Origin of the sequence: Pseudomonas sp. B21-054 (assembly GCF_026016345.1) — a bacterium.
Classification (GTDB): Bacteria; Pseudomonadota; Gammaproteobacteria; order Pseudomonadales; family Pseudomonadaceae; genus Aquipseudomonas.
On sequence record NZ_CP087204.1, the window covers coordinates 6,150,367 to 6,167,528 of the forward strand.

The 17,162-nt window shown below is 55.7% G+C and carries 14 protein-coding genes and 4 tRNA genes; all 18 read right to left on the reverse strand.

The features are described from left to right. Window positions 1-26: 26 nt before the first annotated feature. The 18 genes from rpsG to birA all read right to left on the reverse strand — a co-directional run bounded on the left by rpsG (window position 27) and on the right by birA (window position 17,073). Window positions 27-497: a 30S ribosomal protein S7 gene (rpsG, locus tag LOY70_RS26770; RefSeq protein ID WP_003186074.1), complete on the reverse strand. Its 471-nt coding sequence runs from the start codon at window positions 495-497 to the stop codon at window positions 27-29. 102 nt (window positions 498-599) lie between these two features. Continuing rightward, complete coding sequence (gene rpsL / locus LOY70_RS26775) at window positions 600-971, reverse strand: 30S ribosomal protein S12 (RefSeq protein WP_003186084.1); 372 nt, start codon at window positions 969-971, stop codon at window positions 600-602. A 216-nt stretch (window positions 972-1,187) separates the two neighbouring features. Further along, the gene (gene rpoC / locus LOY70_RS26780; RefSeq protein ID WP_123415185.1) at window positions 1,188-5,387 is read right to left on the reverse strand and encodes a DNA-directed RNA polymerase subunit beta'; all 4,200 of its coding nucleotides are present in this window, start codon (window positions 5,385-5,387) and stop codon (window positions 1,188-1,190) included. A gap of 64 nt (window positions 5,388-5,451) precedes the next feature. Continuing rightward, window positions 5,452-9,525, reverse strand: a complete 4,074-nt coding sequence (rpoB, locus tag LOY70_RS26785; RefSeq protein ID WP_123344024.1) for a DNA-directed RNA polymerase subunit beta — start codon at window positions 9,523-9,525, stop codon at window positions 5,452-5,454. Window positions 9,526-9,745: 220 nt separating this feature from the next. After that, window positions 9,746-10,111, reverse strand: a complete 366-nt coding sequence (gene rplL / locus LOY70_RS26790) for a 50S ribosomal protein L7/L12 (RefSeq protein ID WP_265031419.1) — start codon at window positions 10,109-10,111, stop codon at window positions 9,746-9,748. A 78-nt stretch (window positions 10,112-10,189) separates the two neighbouring features. Continuing rightward, window positions 10,190-10,690, reverse strand: coding sequence for a 50S ribosomal protein L10 (gene rplJ, locus LOY70_RS26795; RefSeq protein ID WP_025215759.1), 501 nt, complete (start codon window positions 10,688-10,690; stop codon window positions 10,190-10,192). A gap of 198 nt (window positions 10,691-10,888) precedes the next feature. After that, on the reverse strand, window positions 10,889-11,584 hold the full coding sequence (rplA, locus tag LOY70_RS26800; RefSeq protein WP_003186095.1) for a 50S ribosomal protein L1: 696 nt from the start codon (window positions 11,582-11,584) through the stop codon (window positions 10,889-10,891). Further along, window positions 11,584-12,015 (reverse strand): 50S ribosomal protein L11, encoded by a 432-nt coding sequence (gene rplK, locus LOY70_RS26805; protein WP_003176435.1) that lies wholly within the window; start codon window positions 12,013-12,015, stop codon window positions 11,584-11,586. Before rplK ends, rplA begins: the two co-directional genes overlap by 1 nt. Window positions 12,016-12,132: 117 nt before the next feature. Continuing rightward, window positions 12,133-12,666, reverse strand: a complete 534-nt coding sequence (gene nusG / locus LOY70_RS26810; RefSeq protein ID WP_003186097.1) for a transcription termination/antitermination protein NusG — start codon at window positions 12,664-12,666, stop codon at window positions 12,133-12,135. Between the two features lie 9 nt (window positions 12,667-12,675). After that, window positions 12,676-13,044, reverse strand: a complete 369-nt coding sequence (secE, locus tag LOY70_RS26815; protein ID WP_003186101.1) for a preprotein translocase subunit SecE — start codon at window positions 13,042-13,044, stop codon at window positions 12,676-12,678. 45 nt (window positions 13,045-13,089) lie between these two features. Further along, window positions 13,090-13,165, reverse strand: a tRNA-Trp gene (locus LOY70_RS26820). Window positions 13,166-13,218: 53 nt separating this feature from the next. Next, a complete protein-coding gene (tuf, locus tag LOY70_RS26825; protein WP_003186103.1) occupies window positions 13,219-14,412 on the reverse strand; it encodes an elongation factor Tu in 1,194 nt (397 codons plus the stop codon). A gap of 84 nt (window positions 14,413-14,496) precedes the next feature. Continuing rightward, window positions 14,497-14,572 (reverse strand) — tRNA-Thr (locus tag LOY70_RS26830). 26 nt (window positions 14,573-14,598) lie between these two features. Then, window positions 14,599-14,672, reverse strand: a tRNA-Gly gene (locus LOY70_RS26835). A gap of 24 nt (window positions 14,673-14,696) precedes the next feature. Next, a tRNA-Tyr gene (locus LOY70_RS26840) sits at window positions 14,697-14,781 on the reverse strand. Window positions 14,782-14,923: 142 nt separating this feature from the next. Next, entirely contained in the window at window positions 14,924-15,370 is a 447-nt protein-coding gene (locus tag LOY70_RS26845) for a hypothetical protein (protein WP_265031428.1), read from the reverse strand. 7 nt (window positions 15,371-15,377) lie between these two features. Continuing rightward, window positions 15,378-16,127, reverse strand: coding sequence for a pantothenate kinase (locus LOY70_RS26850; RefSeq protein WP_265031430.1), 750 nt, complete (start codon window positions 16,125-16,127; stop codon window positions 15,378-15,380). Next, window positions 16,117-17,073 carry a bifunctional biotin--[acetyl-CoA-carboxylase] ligase/biotin operon repressor BirA gene (gene birA, locus LOY70_RS26855; RefSeq protein ID WP_265031432.1) on the reverse strand — a complete coding sequence of 319 codons (957 nt, stop codon included), beginning with the start codon at window positions 17,071-17,073 and terminating at the stop codon, window positions 16,117-16,119. Before birA ends, LOY70_RS26850 begins: the two co-directional genes overlap by 11 nt. Between the last annotated feature and the right edge of the window lie 89 nt (window positions 17,074-17,162).

Here is a 17,162-nt window from a genome sequence, read left to right on the forward strand (position 1 = left end):
CCCTCGCAAATTGAGTGACGCTAAAATTAGAAGCGGTAGTGCGAGAAAGCCTTGTTGGCTTCAGCCATACGGTGCACGTCTTCACGCTTCTTAACTGCAGCACCTTTACCTTCAGCAGCGTCCAACAGTTCGCCAGCCAAACGCAGAGCCATGGACTTCTCGCCGCGCTTGCGGGCGAAGTCTACCAGCCAGCGCATTGCCAGGGCGTTACGACGGGACGGACGAACTTCGACCGGAACCTGGTAAGTAGCACCGCCTACACGGCGCGACTTCACTTCGACCAGCGGAGCGATGGCGTCGAGAGCTTTCTCGAAGATTTCCAGGGGATCGCTGTTCTTGCGTTCCTTAACTTTGTCCAGTGCGCCATAAACAATACGCTCGGCAACGGCTTTCTTGCCGCTTTCCATTACGTGGTTCATGAACTTGGCGAGAATCTGGCTTCCGTATTTCGGATCGTCCAGAATCTCACGTTTGGCTGCTACGCGACGTCTTGGCATTGATAAGCCCTCAAACGGTCTTCAGGTTAGCCCGGGACAGCAGATGCGTGCCCGACCTTACTCTTATCGACTCAATAAAATTAAAATCTGCAAAACGGCCGATTACTTCGGACGCTTGGTACCGTACTTCGAACGACCCTGGTTACGACCTTTAACGCCGGAAGTATCCAAAGAACCGCGAACGGTGTGGTAACGAACACCTGGCAAGTCTTTTACACGGCCGCCACGGATCAGGACCACGCTGTGCTCTTGCAGGTTGTGGCCTTCACCGCCGATGTACGAGGAAACCTCGAAACCGTTGGTCAGACGCACACGGCATACTTTACGCAGTGCCGAGTTAGGTTTTTTCGGCGTGGTGGTATACACACGGGTGCATACGCCACGACGTTGCGGGCAGTTCTGCAGCGCAGGTACGTCGGATTTCTCGACGATACGCTTACGCGGCTGACGTACCAGCTGGTTGATAGTTGCCATCTACTAGCTCCACTGTTGTCTTGCGACGCTATTGTCTTACAAGAAAAGCAAAATGGCAGGAACGAATTCCCGCCAAATTTAGGGGATCAAGAGTCTAAAGAGGATCTTGTTCCCAGTCAAGGCAAGGCCCCGACCTCCCCGCTCGCCAGATCTCGACTATTTGTCTCGATCCGGCGAGCGGGATGACCAGGGCCAGGCACTCAATTACTGCCGAACTCAGTTACCGCTAGAGTTCAGTGCTTCGGTCAGTGCAGCTTCCACTTCACTGGCGCTTACGCGCAACGGCTTGTCTGCATCGCGGCGACGCTTGCGTTCGCTGTGATAGGCCAAACCGGTACCGGCCGGGATCAGACGACCCACGACCACGTTCTCTTTCAGGCCACGCAGGTAATCGCGCTTGCCGGTCACCGCCGCCTCGGTCAGTACACGGGTGGTTTCCTGGAAGGAAGCCGCCGAGATGAACGATTCGGTGGACAACGATGCCTTGGTGATACCCAGCAGCACGCGAGTGAACTTGGATACGAACTTGTCATCCGCAGCCAGGCGCTCGTTTTCTACCAATACGTGAGTCAGCTCCATCTGGTCGCCCTTGATGAAACTCGAATCGCCGGACTCAGCGATTTCGACCTTACGCAGCATCTGACGCAGAATGGTCTCGATGTGCTTGTCGTTGATCTTCACGCCTTGCAGACGGTAAACGTCCTGGATCTCGTTCACGATGTACTTGGCCAGCGCACTCACACCCAGCAGACGCAGGATGTCGTGTGGATCGCTCGGACCGTCCGAGATAACTTCGCCGCGGTTGACCTGTTCGCCTTCGAAGACGTTCAGGTGACGCCACTTCGGAATCAGCTCTTCGTACGGATCGCTACCGTCGTTCGGGGTAATGACCAAGCGGCGCTTGCCTTTGGTCTCTTTACCGAACGCGATGGTGCCGCTGACTTCAGCCAGAATCGAGGCTTCTTTCGGACGACGGGCTTCGAACAAGTCGGCAACACGCGGCAGACCACCGGTGATGTCGCGGGTTTTCGAAGTTTCCTGCGGGATACGAGCGATAACATCACCGATCGCGATCCGCGCGCCGTCCGCTACACCGACCAGGGCGTTGGCTGGCAGGAAGTACTGAGCGATTACGTCAGTGCCTGGCAGCAACAGATCCTTGCCGTTGTCGTCGACCATCTTCACGGCTGGACGGATGTCCTTGCCAGCAGCTGGACGATCTTTCGCGTCGAGTACTTCAATGTTGGTCATACCGGTCAATTCGTCGGTCTGACGCTTGATCGTGATGCCTTCTTCCATGCCCACGTAGGTCACGGTACCTTTCATTTCGGTCACGATCGGGTGGGTGTGCGGATCCCACTTGGCCACGATGGCGCCAGCGTCGACCTTGTCACCTTCCTTCACCGAAATCACAGCACCGTACGGCAGCTTGTAGCGCTCGCGCTCACGACCGAAGTCGTCAGCGATGGCCAGCTCACCGGAACGGGATACCGCCACCAGGTGACCGTCCACGCGCTCTACGTGCTTCAGGTTGTGCAGACGGACAGTACCGCCATTCTTCACCTGGACGCTGTCGGCTGCGGAGGTCCGGCTTGCCGCACCACCGATGTGGAACGTACGCATCGTCAGCTGGGTACCCGGCTCACCGATGGACTGGGCAGCGATAACGCCGACCGCTTCACCGATGTTCACCTGGTGACCACGTGCCAAGTCACGACCGTAGCACTTGGCGCAGATGCCGTAGCGGGTTTCGCAGCTGATCGGCGAACGCACGATCACTTCGTCGATGCTGTTGAGCTCGATGAACTCGACCCACTTCTCGTCGACCAGGGTGCCGGCAGGAACGATTACGTCCTCGGTACCTGGCTTGAACACGTCACGAGCAATGACACGACCCAATACGCGCTCACCCAGTGGCTCTACAACGTCACCGCCTTCAATGTGCGGTGTCATTACCAGGCCATGTTCGGTGCCGCAATCGATCTCGGTCACGACCAGATCCTGCGCGACGTCTACCAGACGACGTGTCAGGTAACCGGAGTTCGCGGTTTTCAACGCGGTATCCGCAAGACCCTTACGAGCACCGTGAGTGGAGATGAAGTACTGAAGTACGCTCAAACCTTCACGGAAGTTCGCGGTAATCGGGGTCTCGATGATGGAACCGTCCGGCTTGGCCATCAGGCCACGCATACCGGCGAGCTGACGGATCTGCGCAGCAGAACCCCGTGCGCCCGAGTCGGCCATCATGTACATCGAGTTGAAGGACTCTTGGTCGACTTCGTTGCCATGACGGTCGATGACTTTCTCTTTCGAGAGGTTGGCCATCATCGCCTTGGAGACTTCGTCGTTCGCCTTGGACCAAAGGTCGATCACCTTGTTGTACTTCTCGCCCTGGGTTACCAGGCCGGAGGCGTACTGGCTTTCGATCTCTTTCACTTCCTCGGTAGCAGCACCGATGATGCGGGCTTTTTCGTCCGGGATAACGAAGTCGTTAACACCGATGGAAACGCCGGAAATGGTCGAATAAGCAAAGCCGGTGTACATCAACTGGTCAGCGAAGATCACGGTCTCTTTCAGACCAACCACGCGGTAGCACTGGTTGATCAGCTTGGAGATCGCCTTTTTCTTCATCGGCAGGTTGACGACATCGAAGGACAGGCCTTTTGGCACAACCTGGAACAACAGCGCACGGCCGACAGTGGTGTCGACGATACGGGTGTTGGTCACGCTGCCGCCATCACGATCGTTAACGGTTTCGTTGATCCGCACTTTGACCTTGGCATGCAGTGCGGCTTCGCCAGCACGGAACACACGGTCAACTTCCTGCAGATCCGCGAACACACGACCTTCGCCCTTGGCGTTGATCGCTTCACGAGTCATGTAGTACAGACCCAATACAACGTCCTGCGACGGAACGATGATTGGCTCACCGTTGGCTGGCGACAGGATGTTGTTGGTAGACATCATCAACGCGCGCGCTTCGAGCTGGGCTTCCAGCGTCAGCGGCACGTGCACGGCCATTTGGTCGCCGTCGAAGTCGGCGTTGTACGCAGCACAGACCAGCGGGTGCAGCTGGATAGCCTTACCTTCGATCAGTACCGGTTCAAACGCCTGGATACCCAGACGGTGAAGGGTCGGTGCACGGTTGAGCAGCACTGGGTGTTCGCGAATCACTTCAGCGAGAACGTCCCAGACTTCTGGCAGCTCGCGCTCGACCATCTTCTTGGCCGCTTTAATGGTGGTAGCGAGACCACGCATTTCCAGCTTGCCGAAGATGAACGGCTTGAACAGCTCCAGAGCCATTTTCTTAGGCAGACCGCACTGGTGCAGACGCAGGGTCGGGCCTACGGTAATAACCGAACGACCGGAGTAGTCAACACGCTTACCGAGCAAGTTCTGACGGAAACGACCCTGCTTACCCTTGATCATGTCAGCCAGGGATTTCAGAGGACGCTTGTTGGAACCGGTGATAGCGCGGCCACGGCGACCGTTGTCGAGCAGTGCATCGACAGCTTCCTGCAACATACGCTTTTCGTTACGCACGATGATGTCCGGAGCGGACAGATCAAGCAGGCGCTTCAAGCGGTTGTTACGGTTGATCACTCGACGATACAAGTCGTTGAGGTCGGAAGTCGCGAAACGACCGCCATCGAGCGGAACCAGTGGACGCAGGTCTGGCGGCAGTACCGGCAGAACGGTCAGCACCATCCACTCTGGCAGGTTGCCGGAACCCTGGAAGGCTTCCATCAACTTCAGACGCTTGGACAGTTTCTTGATCTTGGTTTCGGAGTTGGTTTGCGGAATTTCTTCACGCAGACGGCCAATCTCGTGCTCCAGGTCGATAGCGTGCAGCAGCTCGCGGACAGCTTCGGCACCCATGCGGGCATCGAAATCGTCACCGAACTCTTCCAGCGCTTCGAAATACTGCTCATCGTTCAGCAGCTGACCTTTCTCAAGGGTGGTCATGCCCGGATCGATAACGACATAGCTCTCGAAGTAGAGAACACGTTCGATATCACGCAGGGTCATGTCCATCAGCAGGCCGATACGGGACGGCAGCGATTTCAGGAACCAGATGTGGGCAACCGGCGAGGCCAGTTCGATGTGGGCCATGCGCTCACGACGAACTTTTGCCAGCGCAACTTCAACGCCGCACTTCTCGCAGATCACACCACGGTGCTTCAAGCGCTTGTACTTACCGCACAGGCACTCGTAATCCTTTACCGGGCCAAAGATCTTGGCGCAGAACAGGCCGTCACGCTCGGGTTTGAACGTACGGTAGTTGATGGTTTCCGGCTTTTTAACTTCACCGAACGACCACGAACGGATCATCTCAGGCGAGGCCAATCCAATGCGGATGGCGTCGAACTCTTCGACTTGACCCTGGTTTTTCAGCAAATTCAGTAGGTCTTTCAAGGCCTTTCCTCCTGGCGGAGCAGAGAGCGGGCAAGACAGCCCCGCTCTCGATTCGCGTCACGTGTTATTCGGTTTCCAGATCGATATCGATGCCGAGGGAACGAATTTCCTTGATCAACACGTTGAAAGACTCGGGCATGCCCGGCTCCATACGGTGATCGCCGTCCACGATGTTTTTGTACATCTTGGTCCGGCCGTTCACATCGTCCGACTTCACTGTGAGCATTTCTTGCAGAGTGTATGCAGCACCGTACGCTTCCAGTGCCCAGACCTCCATCTCCCCGAAACGCTGACCACCGAACTGCGCCTTACCACCCAGCGGCTGCTGGGTAACCAGGCTGTAAGAACCGGTAGAACGAGCGTGCATCTTGTCGTCTACCAAGTGGTTCAGCTTCAGCATGTACATGTAGCCAACAGTAACCGGGCGCTCGAACTTGTTGCCGGTACGGCCGTCGAACAGCTGCATCTGGCCACTTTCCGGCAGGTCTGCCAGTTTCAGCATGGCCTTGATTTCGCTTTCCTTGGCACCGTCGAACACCGGAGTAGCCATTGGAACGCCGCCGCGCAGGTTCTTCGCCAGATCCAGGATTTCCTGGTCGGAGAAAGTGTCCAGCTCTTCGTTGCGCCCGCCGATCTCGTTGTAGATCTCGTGCAGGAACTTACGCAGGTCAGCAACCTTGCGCTGCTCTTCGATCATACGGTTGATCTTCTCGCCCAAGCCCTTGGCCGCGAGGCCCAGGTGGGTTTCAAGGATCTGACCAACGTTCATACGCGAAGGTACGCCCAACGGGTTGAGGACCACATCGACCGGGGTGCCATTGGCATCGTGCGGCATGTCTTCAACCGGCATGATCACGGAGACCACACCCTTGTTACCGTGACGACCGGCCATCTTGTCGCCCGGCTGGATGCGGCGACGGATTGCCAGGTAAACCTTGACGATTTTCAGCACGCCTGGAGCCAGGTCATCGCCCTGCTGCAGTTTGCGCTTCTTGTCTTCGAACTTGTCGTCCAGCAGACGGCGGCGATCAACGATATAGGCCTGGGCCTTCTCGAGCTGCTCGTTCAGAGCATCTTCAGCCATGCGCAGTTTGAACCACTGGCCATGCTCAAGACCGTCGAGAACTTCGTCGGTGATTTCCTGACCTTTCTTCAGGCCTGCGCCGCCTTCGGCTTTATGGCCAACCAAAGCGGAGCGCAGACGCTCGAAAGTTGCGCCTTCAACGATACGGAACTCTTCGTTCAGGTCCTTGCGGATCTCGTCGAGTTGAGTCTTCTCGATGGACAGTGCACGAGCATCACGCTCAACGCCGTCACGGGTGAAGACTTGTACGTCGATGACGGTACCCTTGGTGCCGGTAGGCACGCGCAGGGAGGTGTCTTTAACGTCGCTGGCTTTTTCACCGAAGATGGCACGCAACAGTTTTTCTTCCGGCGTCAGCTGGGTCTCGCCTTTCGGAGTGACCTTGCCCACCAGGATGTCGCCTGCGCCTACTTCGGCACCTACATAAACGATACCGGCTTCGTCCAGCTTGTTCAGTGCAGCTTCACCCACGTTCGGGATGTCTGCAGTGATTTCCTCTGGGCCAAGCTTGGTGTCACGGGCCACACAGGTCAGTTCCTGGATGTGGATCGTGGTGAAGCGGTCTTCCTGAACAACACGCTCGGACAGGCAGATGGAGTCTTCGAAGTTGAAGCCGTTCCACGCCATGAACGCGATGCGCATGTTCTGACCCAATGCCAGTTCACCCATATCGGTGGACGGACCGTCGGCCATGATGTCGCTGCGCTGCACCCGATCACCCTTGCTCACCAGCGGACGCTGGTTGATGCAGGTGTTCTGGTTGGAGCGGGTGTACTTGGTCAGGTTGTAGATGTCGACACCGGCTTCGCCAGTTTCAACTTCGTCATCGGCAACGCGAACCACGATACGGCTGGCATCGACGGAGTCGATCACACCGCCACGACGAGCCACGACGCAAACGCCGGAGTCACGGGCAACGTTACGCTCCATGCCGGTACCCACCAGCGGCTTGTCGGCACGCAGGGTCGGTACAGCCTGACGCTGCATGTTCGAACCCATCAACGCACGGTTGGCGTCGTCGTGCTCGAGGAACGGGATCAGCGACGCTGCGACCGAAACTACCTGCTTCGGCGAGACGTCCATCAAGGTGACGTCTTCCGGCGCCTTGACGGTGAACTCGTTCAGGTGACGAACAGCTACCAGCTCGTCGGTCAGGACTTTCTTGTCGTTCATCGTGGCCGAAGCCTGAGCGATCACGTGATCGGCTTCTTCGATGGCGGACAGGAAGACGATCTCGTCGGTGACCAGAGCGTCTTTCACCACACGGTATGGGCTCTCGAGGAAACCATACTGGTTGGTGCGCGCATAGGCAGCCAGGGAGTTGATCAGACCGATGTTCGGACCTTCCGGCGTTTCGATCGGGCAAACACGACCGTAGTGCGTCGGGTGTACGTCACGAACTTCGAAGCCTGCACGCTCACGGGTCAGACCGCCCGGGCCGAGTGCAGAGACACGACGCTTGTGGGTGATCTCGGACAGCGGGTTGTTCTGGTCCATGAACTGAGACAGTTGGCTCGAACCGAAGAACTCCTTCACCGCCGCAGCCACTGGCTTGGCGTTGATCAAGTCTTGCGGCATCAGGCCTTCGCTTTCAGCCATCGACAGACGTTCCTTGACCGCGCGCTCTACACGCACCAGGCCAACACGGAACTGGTTCTCAGCCATTTCGCCTACGCAGCGAACACGACGGTTACCCAGGTGGTCGATGTCATCGACGATGCCTTTACCGTTACGGATGTCGACCAGAGTCTTGAGCACCGCAACGATGTCGTCTTTATTCAACACGCCCGAACCTTCGATCTCGGTACGACCGATACGACGGTTGAACTTCATCCGGCCGACCGCAGACAGGTCATAGCGCTCAGGGCTGAAGAACAGGTTGTTGAACAAGGTCTCGGCTGCATCCTTGGTTGGCGGCTCGCCAGGACGCATCATGCGATAGATCTCGACCAGGGCTTCCAGTTGGTTGCCAGTGGAGTCGATCTTCAGCGTGTCGGAGATGAACGGGCCGCAGTCGATATCGTTGGTGTACAGAGTTTCGATACGAACAACCTGGGCCTTGGCGATTTTTGCCAGGATCTCAGTGTTCAGCTCGGTGTTGCACTCTGCCAGGATTTCGCCGGTAGCCGGATGCACGATGACCTTGGCGGTGGTGCGACCCAGGACGTAGTCCAGAGGCACCTGCAGCTCTTTGATCCCGGCTTTTTCCAGCTGGTTGATGTGACGAGCGGTAATACGACGACCCTGCTCGACAATAACCTTGCCCTTGTCGTCCTGGATATCGAGGACAGCGATTTCACCGCGCAGACGCTGAGGCACCAGCTCCAGGCTAAGGTTTTCACCCTGCACGTGGAAGACGTTGGTGGTGTAGAACGCGTCCAGTACTTCTTCGGTGGTATAGCCGAGCGCACGCAGCAGTACCGATGCAGGCAGCTTGCGACGACGGTCGATACGCACGAATACGCAGTCTTTCGGGTCGAACTCGAAATCCAGCCACGAGCCGCGGTAAGGAATGATGCGCGCGGAGTAAAGCAGTTTGCCGGAGCTGTGCGTCTTGCCACGGTCGTGGTCGAAGAACACGCCCGGAGAACGGTGCAGCTGGGAAACGATTACACGCTCGGTACCGTTGATTACGAAGGTACCGTTCTCAGTCATCAGGGGGATTTCACCCATGTAGACTTCTTGCTCTTTGATGTCCTTGATCGCTTTGTTCGACGATTCTTTGTCGAAAATGATCAGGCGCACTTTTACCCGCAAAGGTACGGCGTAAGTTACACCGCGCAATACGCATTCTTTGACATCAAATGCCGGTTCGCCCAGGCGATAACCGACGTACTCCAGCGCAGCATTGCCGGAGTAGCTGATGATCGGGAAAACGGATTTGAAGGCCGCATGCAGGCCCACGTCGCGGAACTGATCTTTAGTCGCTCCCGCTTGCAAGAATTCACGATACGAATCCAGCTGGATGGCCAGGAGGTACGGCACATCCATGACGTCCGGCAACTTGCTAAAGTCCTTGCGGATACGTTTTTTCTCAGTATATGAGTAAGCCATCAGCGTTCCCCAGCTTGGTCACCTGCTTGTTTGGCCCCTCCCGACGGGAGCAGCCAGAAAATCGTGCAAACCCCATGGTTTGCGCCACCACATCGGGTGGTTACAGCTCGCTATCGGCACCGACCCAGTCGGCTGCCAATAACGGAAAAAGGCCGGTGGCAAGAGCCACCAGCCATCAGCCTGTCGCTTAACGCTCGGGCTGGAGACGCAAAGTCGATGCTTACTTCAGCTCGACTTTAGCGCCTGCTTCTTCCAGAGTTGCCTTGGCTTTGTCAGCTGCGTCTTTCGAAACAGCTTCCAGAACCATGGCAGGAGCGCCGTCAACTACAGCCTTGGCTTCTTTCAGGCCCAGACCGGTCAGTTCACGTACTGCCTTGATCACGTTAACTTTCTTCTCGCCAGCTTCGGTCAGCATGACGTTGAATTCGGTTTGCTCTTCAACAACGGCGGCAGCAGCAGCTGGACCGGCGGAAGCAGCGGCAGCAGAAACGCCGAATTTTTCTTCGAAAGCTTTGATCAGCTCAACAACCTGCAGAACGGACATTTCGGATACGGCGTTGAGGATATCGTCTTGAGAGATAGACATGACTCTAATTCCTAAATTGGGGGACGGCCTACGCGGCCATCGAAATAAACAAAAAAGCGCGAGAGAAAATGCTCAGCCTTAGGCTGCGGCAGCTTCTTTTTGCTCGCGAACTGCAGCCAGAGTACGAGCCAGCTTGCTGGTAGCGCCTTGAATCACGCTCATCAGCTGCGAAATGGCTTCGTTGCGGGTCGGCAGTGTTGCCAGCACGTCGATTTGGTTAGCTGCGAGGAACTTGCCCTCGAACGCAGCTGCCTTGATCTCGAACTTATCCTGACTCTTGGCGAATTCCTTGAACAGACGGGCAGCAGCGCCCGGATGATCCTTGGAGAACGCGATGAGAGTCGGGCCAGTGAACACGTCGTTGAGGACACTGTATTCAGTGTCAGCAACAGCGCGCTTGAGCAGGGTGTTACGTACAACACGTACGTATACGCCAGCTTCACGAGCCTCTTTACGGAGTCCGGTCATAGCGCCTACTGTCACACCGCGGGCGTCAGCCACAACAGCGGAAAGAGCGACTTTGGCAGCCTCGTTGACTTCAGCGACGATGGCCTTCTTGTCTTCGAGATTAATTGCCACGGGTTTAACTCCTGCTTGTTACCGTTTCATCCGGTCGAAACCGAATGTCGTTTTGGTGTCTGATTCGGTAAGGAACCGGGAGCACCATCTGCGTAGGCTTGTGGTTTAAGACTTGCGTCGCCTACGGTCTTGGACAGCCCCCGCCAGGCAGGGACCCCAATTTTTCGATTGACGCAATCGCTTGCGCCAACCTGAGTCTTACGCGTCGAGCGAGCTCTGATCGATGACCAGACCTGGGCCCATGGTGGTGCTCAGGGTAACGCGCTTGACGTAGATACCTTTCGAAGAAGCTGGCTTGATACGCTTCAGATCAGCGATCAGGGCTTCAACGTTTTCCTTCAGCTTGACGGCGTCGAAGCCAATCTTGCCAACGGAGGTGTGAATGATGCCGTTTTTGTCGGTGCGATAACGAACCTGACCAGCCTTGGCGTTTTTAACCGCGGTGGCTACGTCTGGCGTTACGGTGCCGACTTTAGGGTTAGGCATCAGACCACGTGGACCGAGGATCTGACCCAACTGACCTACAACGCGCATGGCATCCGGGGATGCGATAACCACGTCATAGTTCAGGTCGCCGCCTTTCATTTCAGCAGCCAGATCGTCCATGCCTACGCGATCAGCGCCAGCAGCCAGAGCAGCTTCAGCTGCTGGGCCCTGGGTGAAAACGGCAACACGAACAGTCTTGCCAGTGCCGTGTGGCAGCACAGTAGCGCTACGAACGACCTGGTCGGATTTACGTGGGTCAACGCCCAGGTTTACAGCAACGTCGAACGACTCGCTGAACTTGACAGTCGACAGCTCGGCCAGCAGAGCGGCGGCGTCTACAAAGTTGTAGGCCTTGCCTGCTTCGATTTTGCCGGCGATAGCCTTTTGACGCTTGGTCAGCTTAGCCATTACACACCCTCCACGTTAAGGCCCATGCTACGAGCAGAACCGGCGATAGTACGCACGGCTGCATCCATATCAGCTGCAGTCAGATCCGCGTTTTTGGTTTTCGCGATTTCTTCCAGCTGAGCACGGGTAACGGTGCCAACCTTAACGGTGTTTGGACGAGCGGAACCGCTGGTCAAACCTGCAGCCTTCTTCAGCAGAACCGAAGCAGGGGTGCTTTTTGTTTCGAAGGTGAAGCTACGGTCGCTGTAGACAGTGATGATCACTGGAGTCGGCAGACCTGGCTCAAGACCCTGAGTACGGGCGTTGAAGGCCTTGCAGAATTCCATGATGTTCACGCCGTGCTGACCCAGAGCAGGACCAACAGGTGGGCTTGGGTTAGCCTGAGCGGCCTTCACTTGCAGCTTGATGTAAGCGGTAATTTTCTTGGCCATGAGGCACTCCAATTACGGGTTCGAACGCCTCGAAAGGCTCCCCGGTTACTTGCGCGTTTATCCCAGTGACGACAAAACCCCACAGCCTAGGGCTGCGGGGTTGGGATGCCTGCTCAATCAGACCTTTTCGACCTGACTGAACTCTAGCTCTACCGGGGTAGAGCGACCGAAAATGAGCACTGCCACTTGGATCCGGCTCTTTTCGTAGTTAACTTCTTCAACCGTGCCGTTAAAATCGGCGAATGGACCATCGGTGACACGTACAACCTCACCTGGTTCAAACAACGTTTTCGGCTTCGGCTTATCGCTGCCATCAGCGACGCGACGCAGAATCGCTTCTGCCTCTTTATCGGTAATCGGTGCAGGCTTATCGGCAGTACCGCCAATGAAGCCCATCACCCGAGGGGTATCCTTGACCAAGTGCCAAGTCCCTTCGTTCATATCCATTTGTACCAGCACGTAGCCCGGAAAGAACTTGCGTTCACTTTTGCGCTTCTGGCCATTACGCATCTCAACCACTTCTTCAGTGGGGACCAGAATCTCGCCAAAGCCATCTTCCATGCCAGCCAGCTTGACGCGCTCTACCAGCGAGCGCATAACATGCTTCTCGTAACCCGAGTAAGCATGCACAACGTACCAACGCTTAGCCACGGGACACCCTTAGCCAACAATCAAGGAAACAAGCCAGCCGAGCAGGGAATCAAGCCCCCACAACAGCAACGCCATTACCAGAACAACAGCCACAACGATCAACGTGGTCTGCGTGGTTTCTTGGCGAGTCGGCCATACGACTTTACGAATCTCGGTGCGAGCTTCCTTAGCGAGTACAAAGAACGACTTACCCTTGGCTGTTTGCAGACCGACAAAGGCAGCAACAGCAGCAATGGCAAGCAATGCGAGTACACGGTACAGGATCGGCGAAGCAGAGTAATACTGATTGCCAACAACGCCAACAACCACCAAAGCGACTACTACTAGCCACTTGAGCAGATCGAAGCGAGAGCCTTGAGCTTCAGCTTTAGGAGTCATCTATGAAGATCCTGTGAAAAGAAAGCCAGACACACCAAGTGAATCTGGCAGGTCAGGAGGGAATCGAACCCCCAACCTACGGTTTTGGAGACCGTCGCTCTGCCAATTGAGCTACTGACCTAAAACAAAATCAGGCCGACCATTATGCCGGCCTGAAAAAGACATTACAACTGTTTACTCGATGACTTTGGCCACGACACCTGCGCCGACGGTACGACCGCCTTCACGGATAGCGAAACGCAGACCATCTTCCATCGCGATGGTCTTGATCAGGGTAACAGTCATCTGAATGTTGTCACCCGGCATCACCATCTCAACGCCTTCTGGCAGCTCGCAGTTACCAGTCACGTCAGTTGTACGGAAGTAGAACTGTGGACGGTAGCCCTTGAAGAACGGCGTATGACGACCGCCTTCTTCCTTGCTCAGAACGTAAACTTCTGCGGTGAACTTTGTGTGCGGCTTGACGGTACCCGGCTTGACCAGAACCTGGCCACGCTCGACATCATCACGCTTGGTGCCACGCAGCAACACGCCGCAGTTTTCGCCAGCACGACCTTCATCGAGCAGCTTACGAAACATTTCAACGCCAGTGCAGGTAGTTTTCTGAGTATCACGCAGACCGACAATCTCAACTTCTTCCTGGATGCGGACGATGCCACGCTCAACACGACCGGTCACAACAGTGCCGCGACCCGAGATCGAGAACACGTCCTCGATTGGCATCAGGAATGGCTTGTCGATAGCTCGCTCCGGCTCTGGGATGTAGCTATCCAGAGTCTCCACCAGCTTCTTGACAGCAGTGGTGCCCATTTCGTTGTCGTCTTGGCCGTTCAGAGCCATCAGAGCCGAACCGATGATGATCGGAGTGTCGTCACCTGGGAAATCATAAGTGCTCAGCAGATCGCGCACTTCCATCTCAACCAGTTCCAGCAACTCAGCGTCGTCAACCATGTCAGCCTTGTTCAGGAAGACAACGATGTACGGAACGCCTACCTGGCGGGACAACAGGATATGCTCACGGGTTTGCGGCATCGGACCATCAGCGGCCGAGCAAACCAGGATCGCGCCGTCCATCTGGGCAGCACCGGTGATCATGTTTTTTACGTAGTCAGCGTGACCAGGGCAGTCAACGTGTGCGTAGTGACGCACGGCCGAATCGTATTCAACGTGAGCGGTATTGATGGTGATACCACGAGCTTTCTCTTCCGGGGCGCTATCGATCTTATCGAAGTCAACCTTGGCCGAACCGAAAACTTCGGAGCAGACCCGAGTCAGAGCAGCGGTCAGCGTGGTCTTACCATGGTCGACGTGACCAATGGTACCAACGTTGACGTGCGGCTTATTACGTTCGAACTTTTCCTTAGCCATCGAAATCACCCTCAGGAGAAGAATTTAGCAAGTCACACAAGCCATTAAAACAAAGGCAGATATTTTCATATCTGCCTTGTTATATGGAGCTCTTGAGCGGATTTGAACCGCTGACCTCACCCTTACCAAGGGTGTGCTCTACCAACTGAGCTACAAGAGCGAAACACTATGCACAACCTGCAAACTTGGAGCGGGTAGCGGGAATCGAACCCGCATCATCAGCTTGGAAGGCTGAGGTTCTACCACTAAACTATACCCGCGGAGCTTGCAGCTCACGCTAAAAATGGTGGAGGGGGAAGGATTCGAACCTTCGAAGTCGTAGACGTCAGATTTACAGTCTGATCCCTTTGGCCGCTCGGGAACCCCTCCTAAGCGAGCCGGCATTCTATATTATGCCGACCTTCTGTCAAGCATTTTCTCATTAAAAACCTGAGGTTAGCTGCGTTGACCAGACTTCGCATCGTTAACCGTTAAAGGTCTTCACTGCGAAGCGGGCGCCATTCTATGCAAACTATCCTGCCGGTGCAACCCCTTCGCAAGGCATTATTTTATGTTTTAACTCATTGAATTCTTTAGAAAGGTTTTGAAGCAGCGCTTCATTCACCTTCCCCGCGCCATCTGGGGGAACCTGAACCCAAAACCCTCCCCCCTCCGGCGAGCCCAACGAAGCGGAACGAGCGCCAACCCCCAACACCGCCAGTCGCTGCTCGAGCTGCTTCGCTATTTCCGGACGAGCAAAACCACCCAAGTAGACACACGTCTTTTGTGCCTCAGCGGATTTTCCCGAATCACGCCTCACCAGCGCATCAGCTGTTTCGCTCAGTAGATGAATATCCTGCTGCGATCCACGGTACAAACTCAGCGGCGTAACATCCTTTGCGCGAAGCGGGGCCTCCTGCTGATGCCAGACGTAGTAGAAGACATTCAAAACCAGCAATAACAGGAACAGCCACCGCATAGAAACCTCAGGACAAAGGACAGGCCATTGCCAATCCAACAAAAACCAGGTCAGGCACCACCTTGGCATCAGGAACGACCCCAGAAACCAAATTGGCATCTCCTCCCGTGAGAAACACCACGAAATTGCTTCCCCAATATTCCCGGGCCAACTCAAGCTGAGTCAGGACGAACCCTCTGAGCATCAGCATGCAACCACGCTCGACCGCTTCAACAGTCGTGCGACCTGGGACCAGACTCTCATGGGCTCGCTCGGCCGCCGTATCGTCATAACGAATTCGTCGCGTATGAGTACGCAATTGATTACGCATCAAAGGCATACCTGGACAAATGAATCCCCCAAGATGCCCGCCATCAGCAGCCACGAAATCTGCTGTGATAGCCGTACCAAAATCGAGTACCAGACAGGCCCCCGAAGCAAGATGAAACCCACCGAGCAGCGCTAGCCAGCGATCAAGCCCCAACCGCTCATAATCCTCATAGCCATTGCTCACGCCCGCCATCTCCCGAGCAGGTACGGCCCGAGCCACGGACACTCCAAATACATCAACCAGCGAGGCAACTAATGAGTCGGTCTCTTCTGGAGTTCTCACGCTAACCAGGCGACACTTTTTGAGCTGGAATTTTTCATTGCAACTCAGGCTCGCCAATAGATCGCCGTCAGAACTGACCACGCCCCCGTCGACCGGGGTAAGCCCATCGGATTGAAGGACACGCCATTTAATAAAGCTATTGCCGCAGTCGAGCTCAAGAATCATCACGCAACCTCAAACTGAGCTCACCACCGCTAAAGATTTTTTCCACGCCATCCACCTTCAAACGCAGCGCACCCTGGCGGTCAATACCCATCACAACGCCGTCGATTTGATTAATGCCGGCAATCAATGAAACAGCCCGGCCCTGCCACAGATGGTATCGCTCCCACTCCGACTGGATCGCAGCGAACCCCGATACATGATGAAGGCTCAGATACTGCTGAAGCTTGCCCCCCAAGCGGGCCACCAGTGCATTCCGGTCGAAATCCCTACCCGCCTCTAGACACATGGATGTCCACTGCTGATCGACTTCGTCGGTCGATTGCATATTCACATTAATTCCTACACCGAGGACAACGTGGCAGACATCCGCAGGATCCCCTACCAACTCAAGCAAAATGCCTGCAATTTTTTTCTCACCGACCAGGACATCGTTAGGCCACTTAAGTCCCGCCTCCATAATTCCCATATCACGCAAAGCGTGCATGACAGCAAGTCCCACAACAAGGCTGAGCCCTTCGATCTGTCTCATGCCGCCATCAATGCGCAATACCAGACTGAAATAGAGGTTATCGGCAAAAGGACTGACCCACTTACGACCGCGACGACCGCGACCAGCTATCTGTCGTTCAGCCAATACCATGAAGGGAGCCGCCGCTCCACGCTCTATAGAGCGCAGCGCTTCTGCGTTAGTGGAGTCGATGGAGTCAAATATGTGAATAGGCCATTCACAGAGTCCTTGTGCGCCGATCTCAGCCGCCTCCAAAAGCAGCAGAGGCTTGGCCAACTGGTAACCCCTGCCTCGAACCTTGTGAACAGACAGCCCTAACTCTGCCTCCAGGTGCTGCAGTTGCTTCCATACAGCACTGCGGCTGATACCCAGCGCAACGCCCAGCGCCTGGCCCGAATGGAATCGGCCATCCTTCAGAAGTTTTAGCAACGTGAGCATGCGAACTGCGCCCTGATAATGAGGCCCGCATGATAGCTATGCGCAAGACAGTTGCATAGAAACACCAAATGCCTTTCCTGCGGGCAAAA

Excerpts from the sequence above, each read along its gene's own strand:
- rpsG (WP_003186074.1), bottom strand. The coding sequence starts at position 497 with ATGCCAAGACGTCGCGTAGCAGCCAAACGTGAGATTCTGGACGATCCG.
- rpsL (WP_003186084.1), bottom strand. The coding sequence starts at position 971 with ATGGCAACTATCAACCAGCTGGTACGTCAGCCGCGTAAGCGTATCGTC.
- rpoB (WP_123344024.1), bottom strand. The coding sequence starts at position 9,525 with ATGGCTTACTCATATACTGAGAAAAAACGTATCCGCAAGGACTTTAGC.
- rplL (WP_265031419.1), bottom strand. The coding sequence starts at position 10,111 with ATGTCTATCTCTCAAGACGATATCCTCAACGCCGTATCCGAAATGTCC.
- rplA (WP_003186095.1), bottom strand. The coding sequence starts at position 11,584 with ATGGCTAAGCTGACCAAGCGTCAAAAGGCTATCGCCGGCAAAATCGAA.
- rplK (WP_003176435.1), bottom strand. The coding sequence starts at position 12,015 with ATGGCCAAGAAAATTACCGCTTACATCAAGCTGCAAGTGAAGGCCGCT.
- secE (WP_003186101.1), bottom strand. The coding sequence starts at position 13,044 with ATGACTCCTAAAGCTGAAGCTCAAGGCTCTCGCTTCGATCTGCTCAAG.
- tuf (WP_003186103.1), bottom strand. The coding sequence starts at position 14,412 with ATGGCTAAGGAAAAGTTCGAACGTAATAAGCCGCACGTCAACGTTGGT.
- LOY70_RS26845 (WP_265031428.1), bottom strand. The coding sequence starts at position 15,370 with ATGCGGTGGCTGTTCCTGTTATTGCTGGTTTTGAATGTCTTCTACTAC.
- LOY70_RS26850 (WP_265031430.1), bottom strand. The coding sequence starts at position 16,127 with ATGATTCTTGAGCTCGACTGCGGCAATAGCTTTATTAAATGGCGTGTC.
- birA (WP_265031432.1), bottom strand. The coding sequence starts at position 17,073 with ATGCTCACGTTGCTAAAACTTCTGAAGGATGGCCGATTCCATTCGGGC.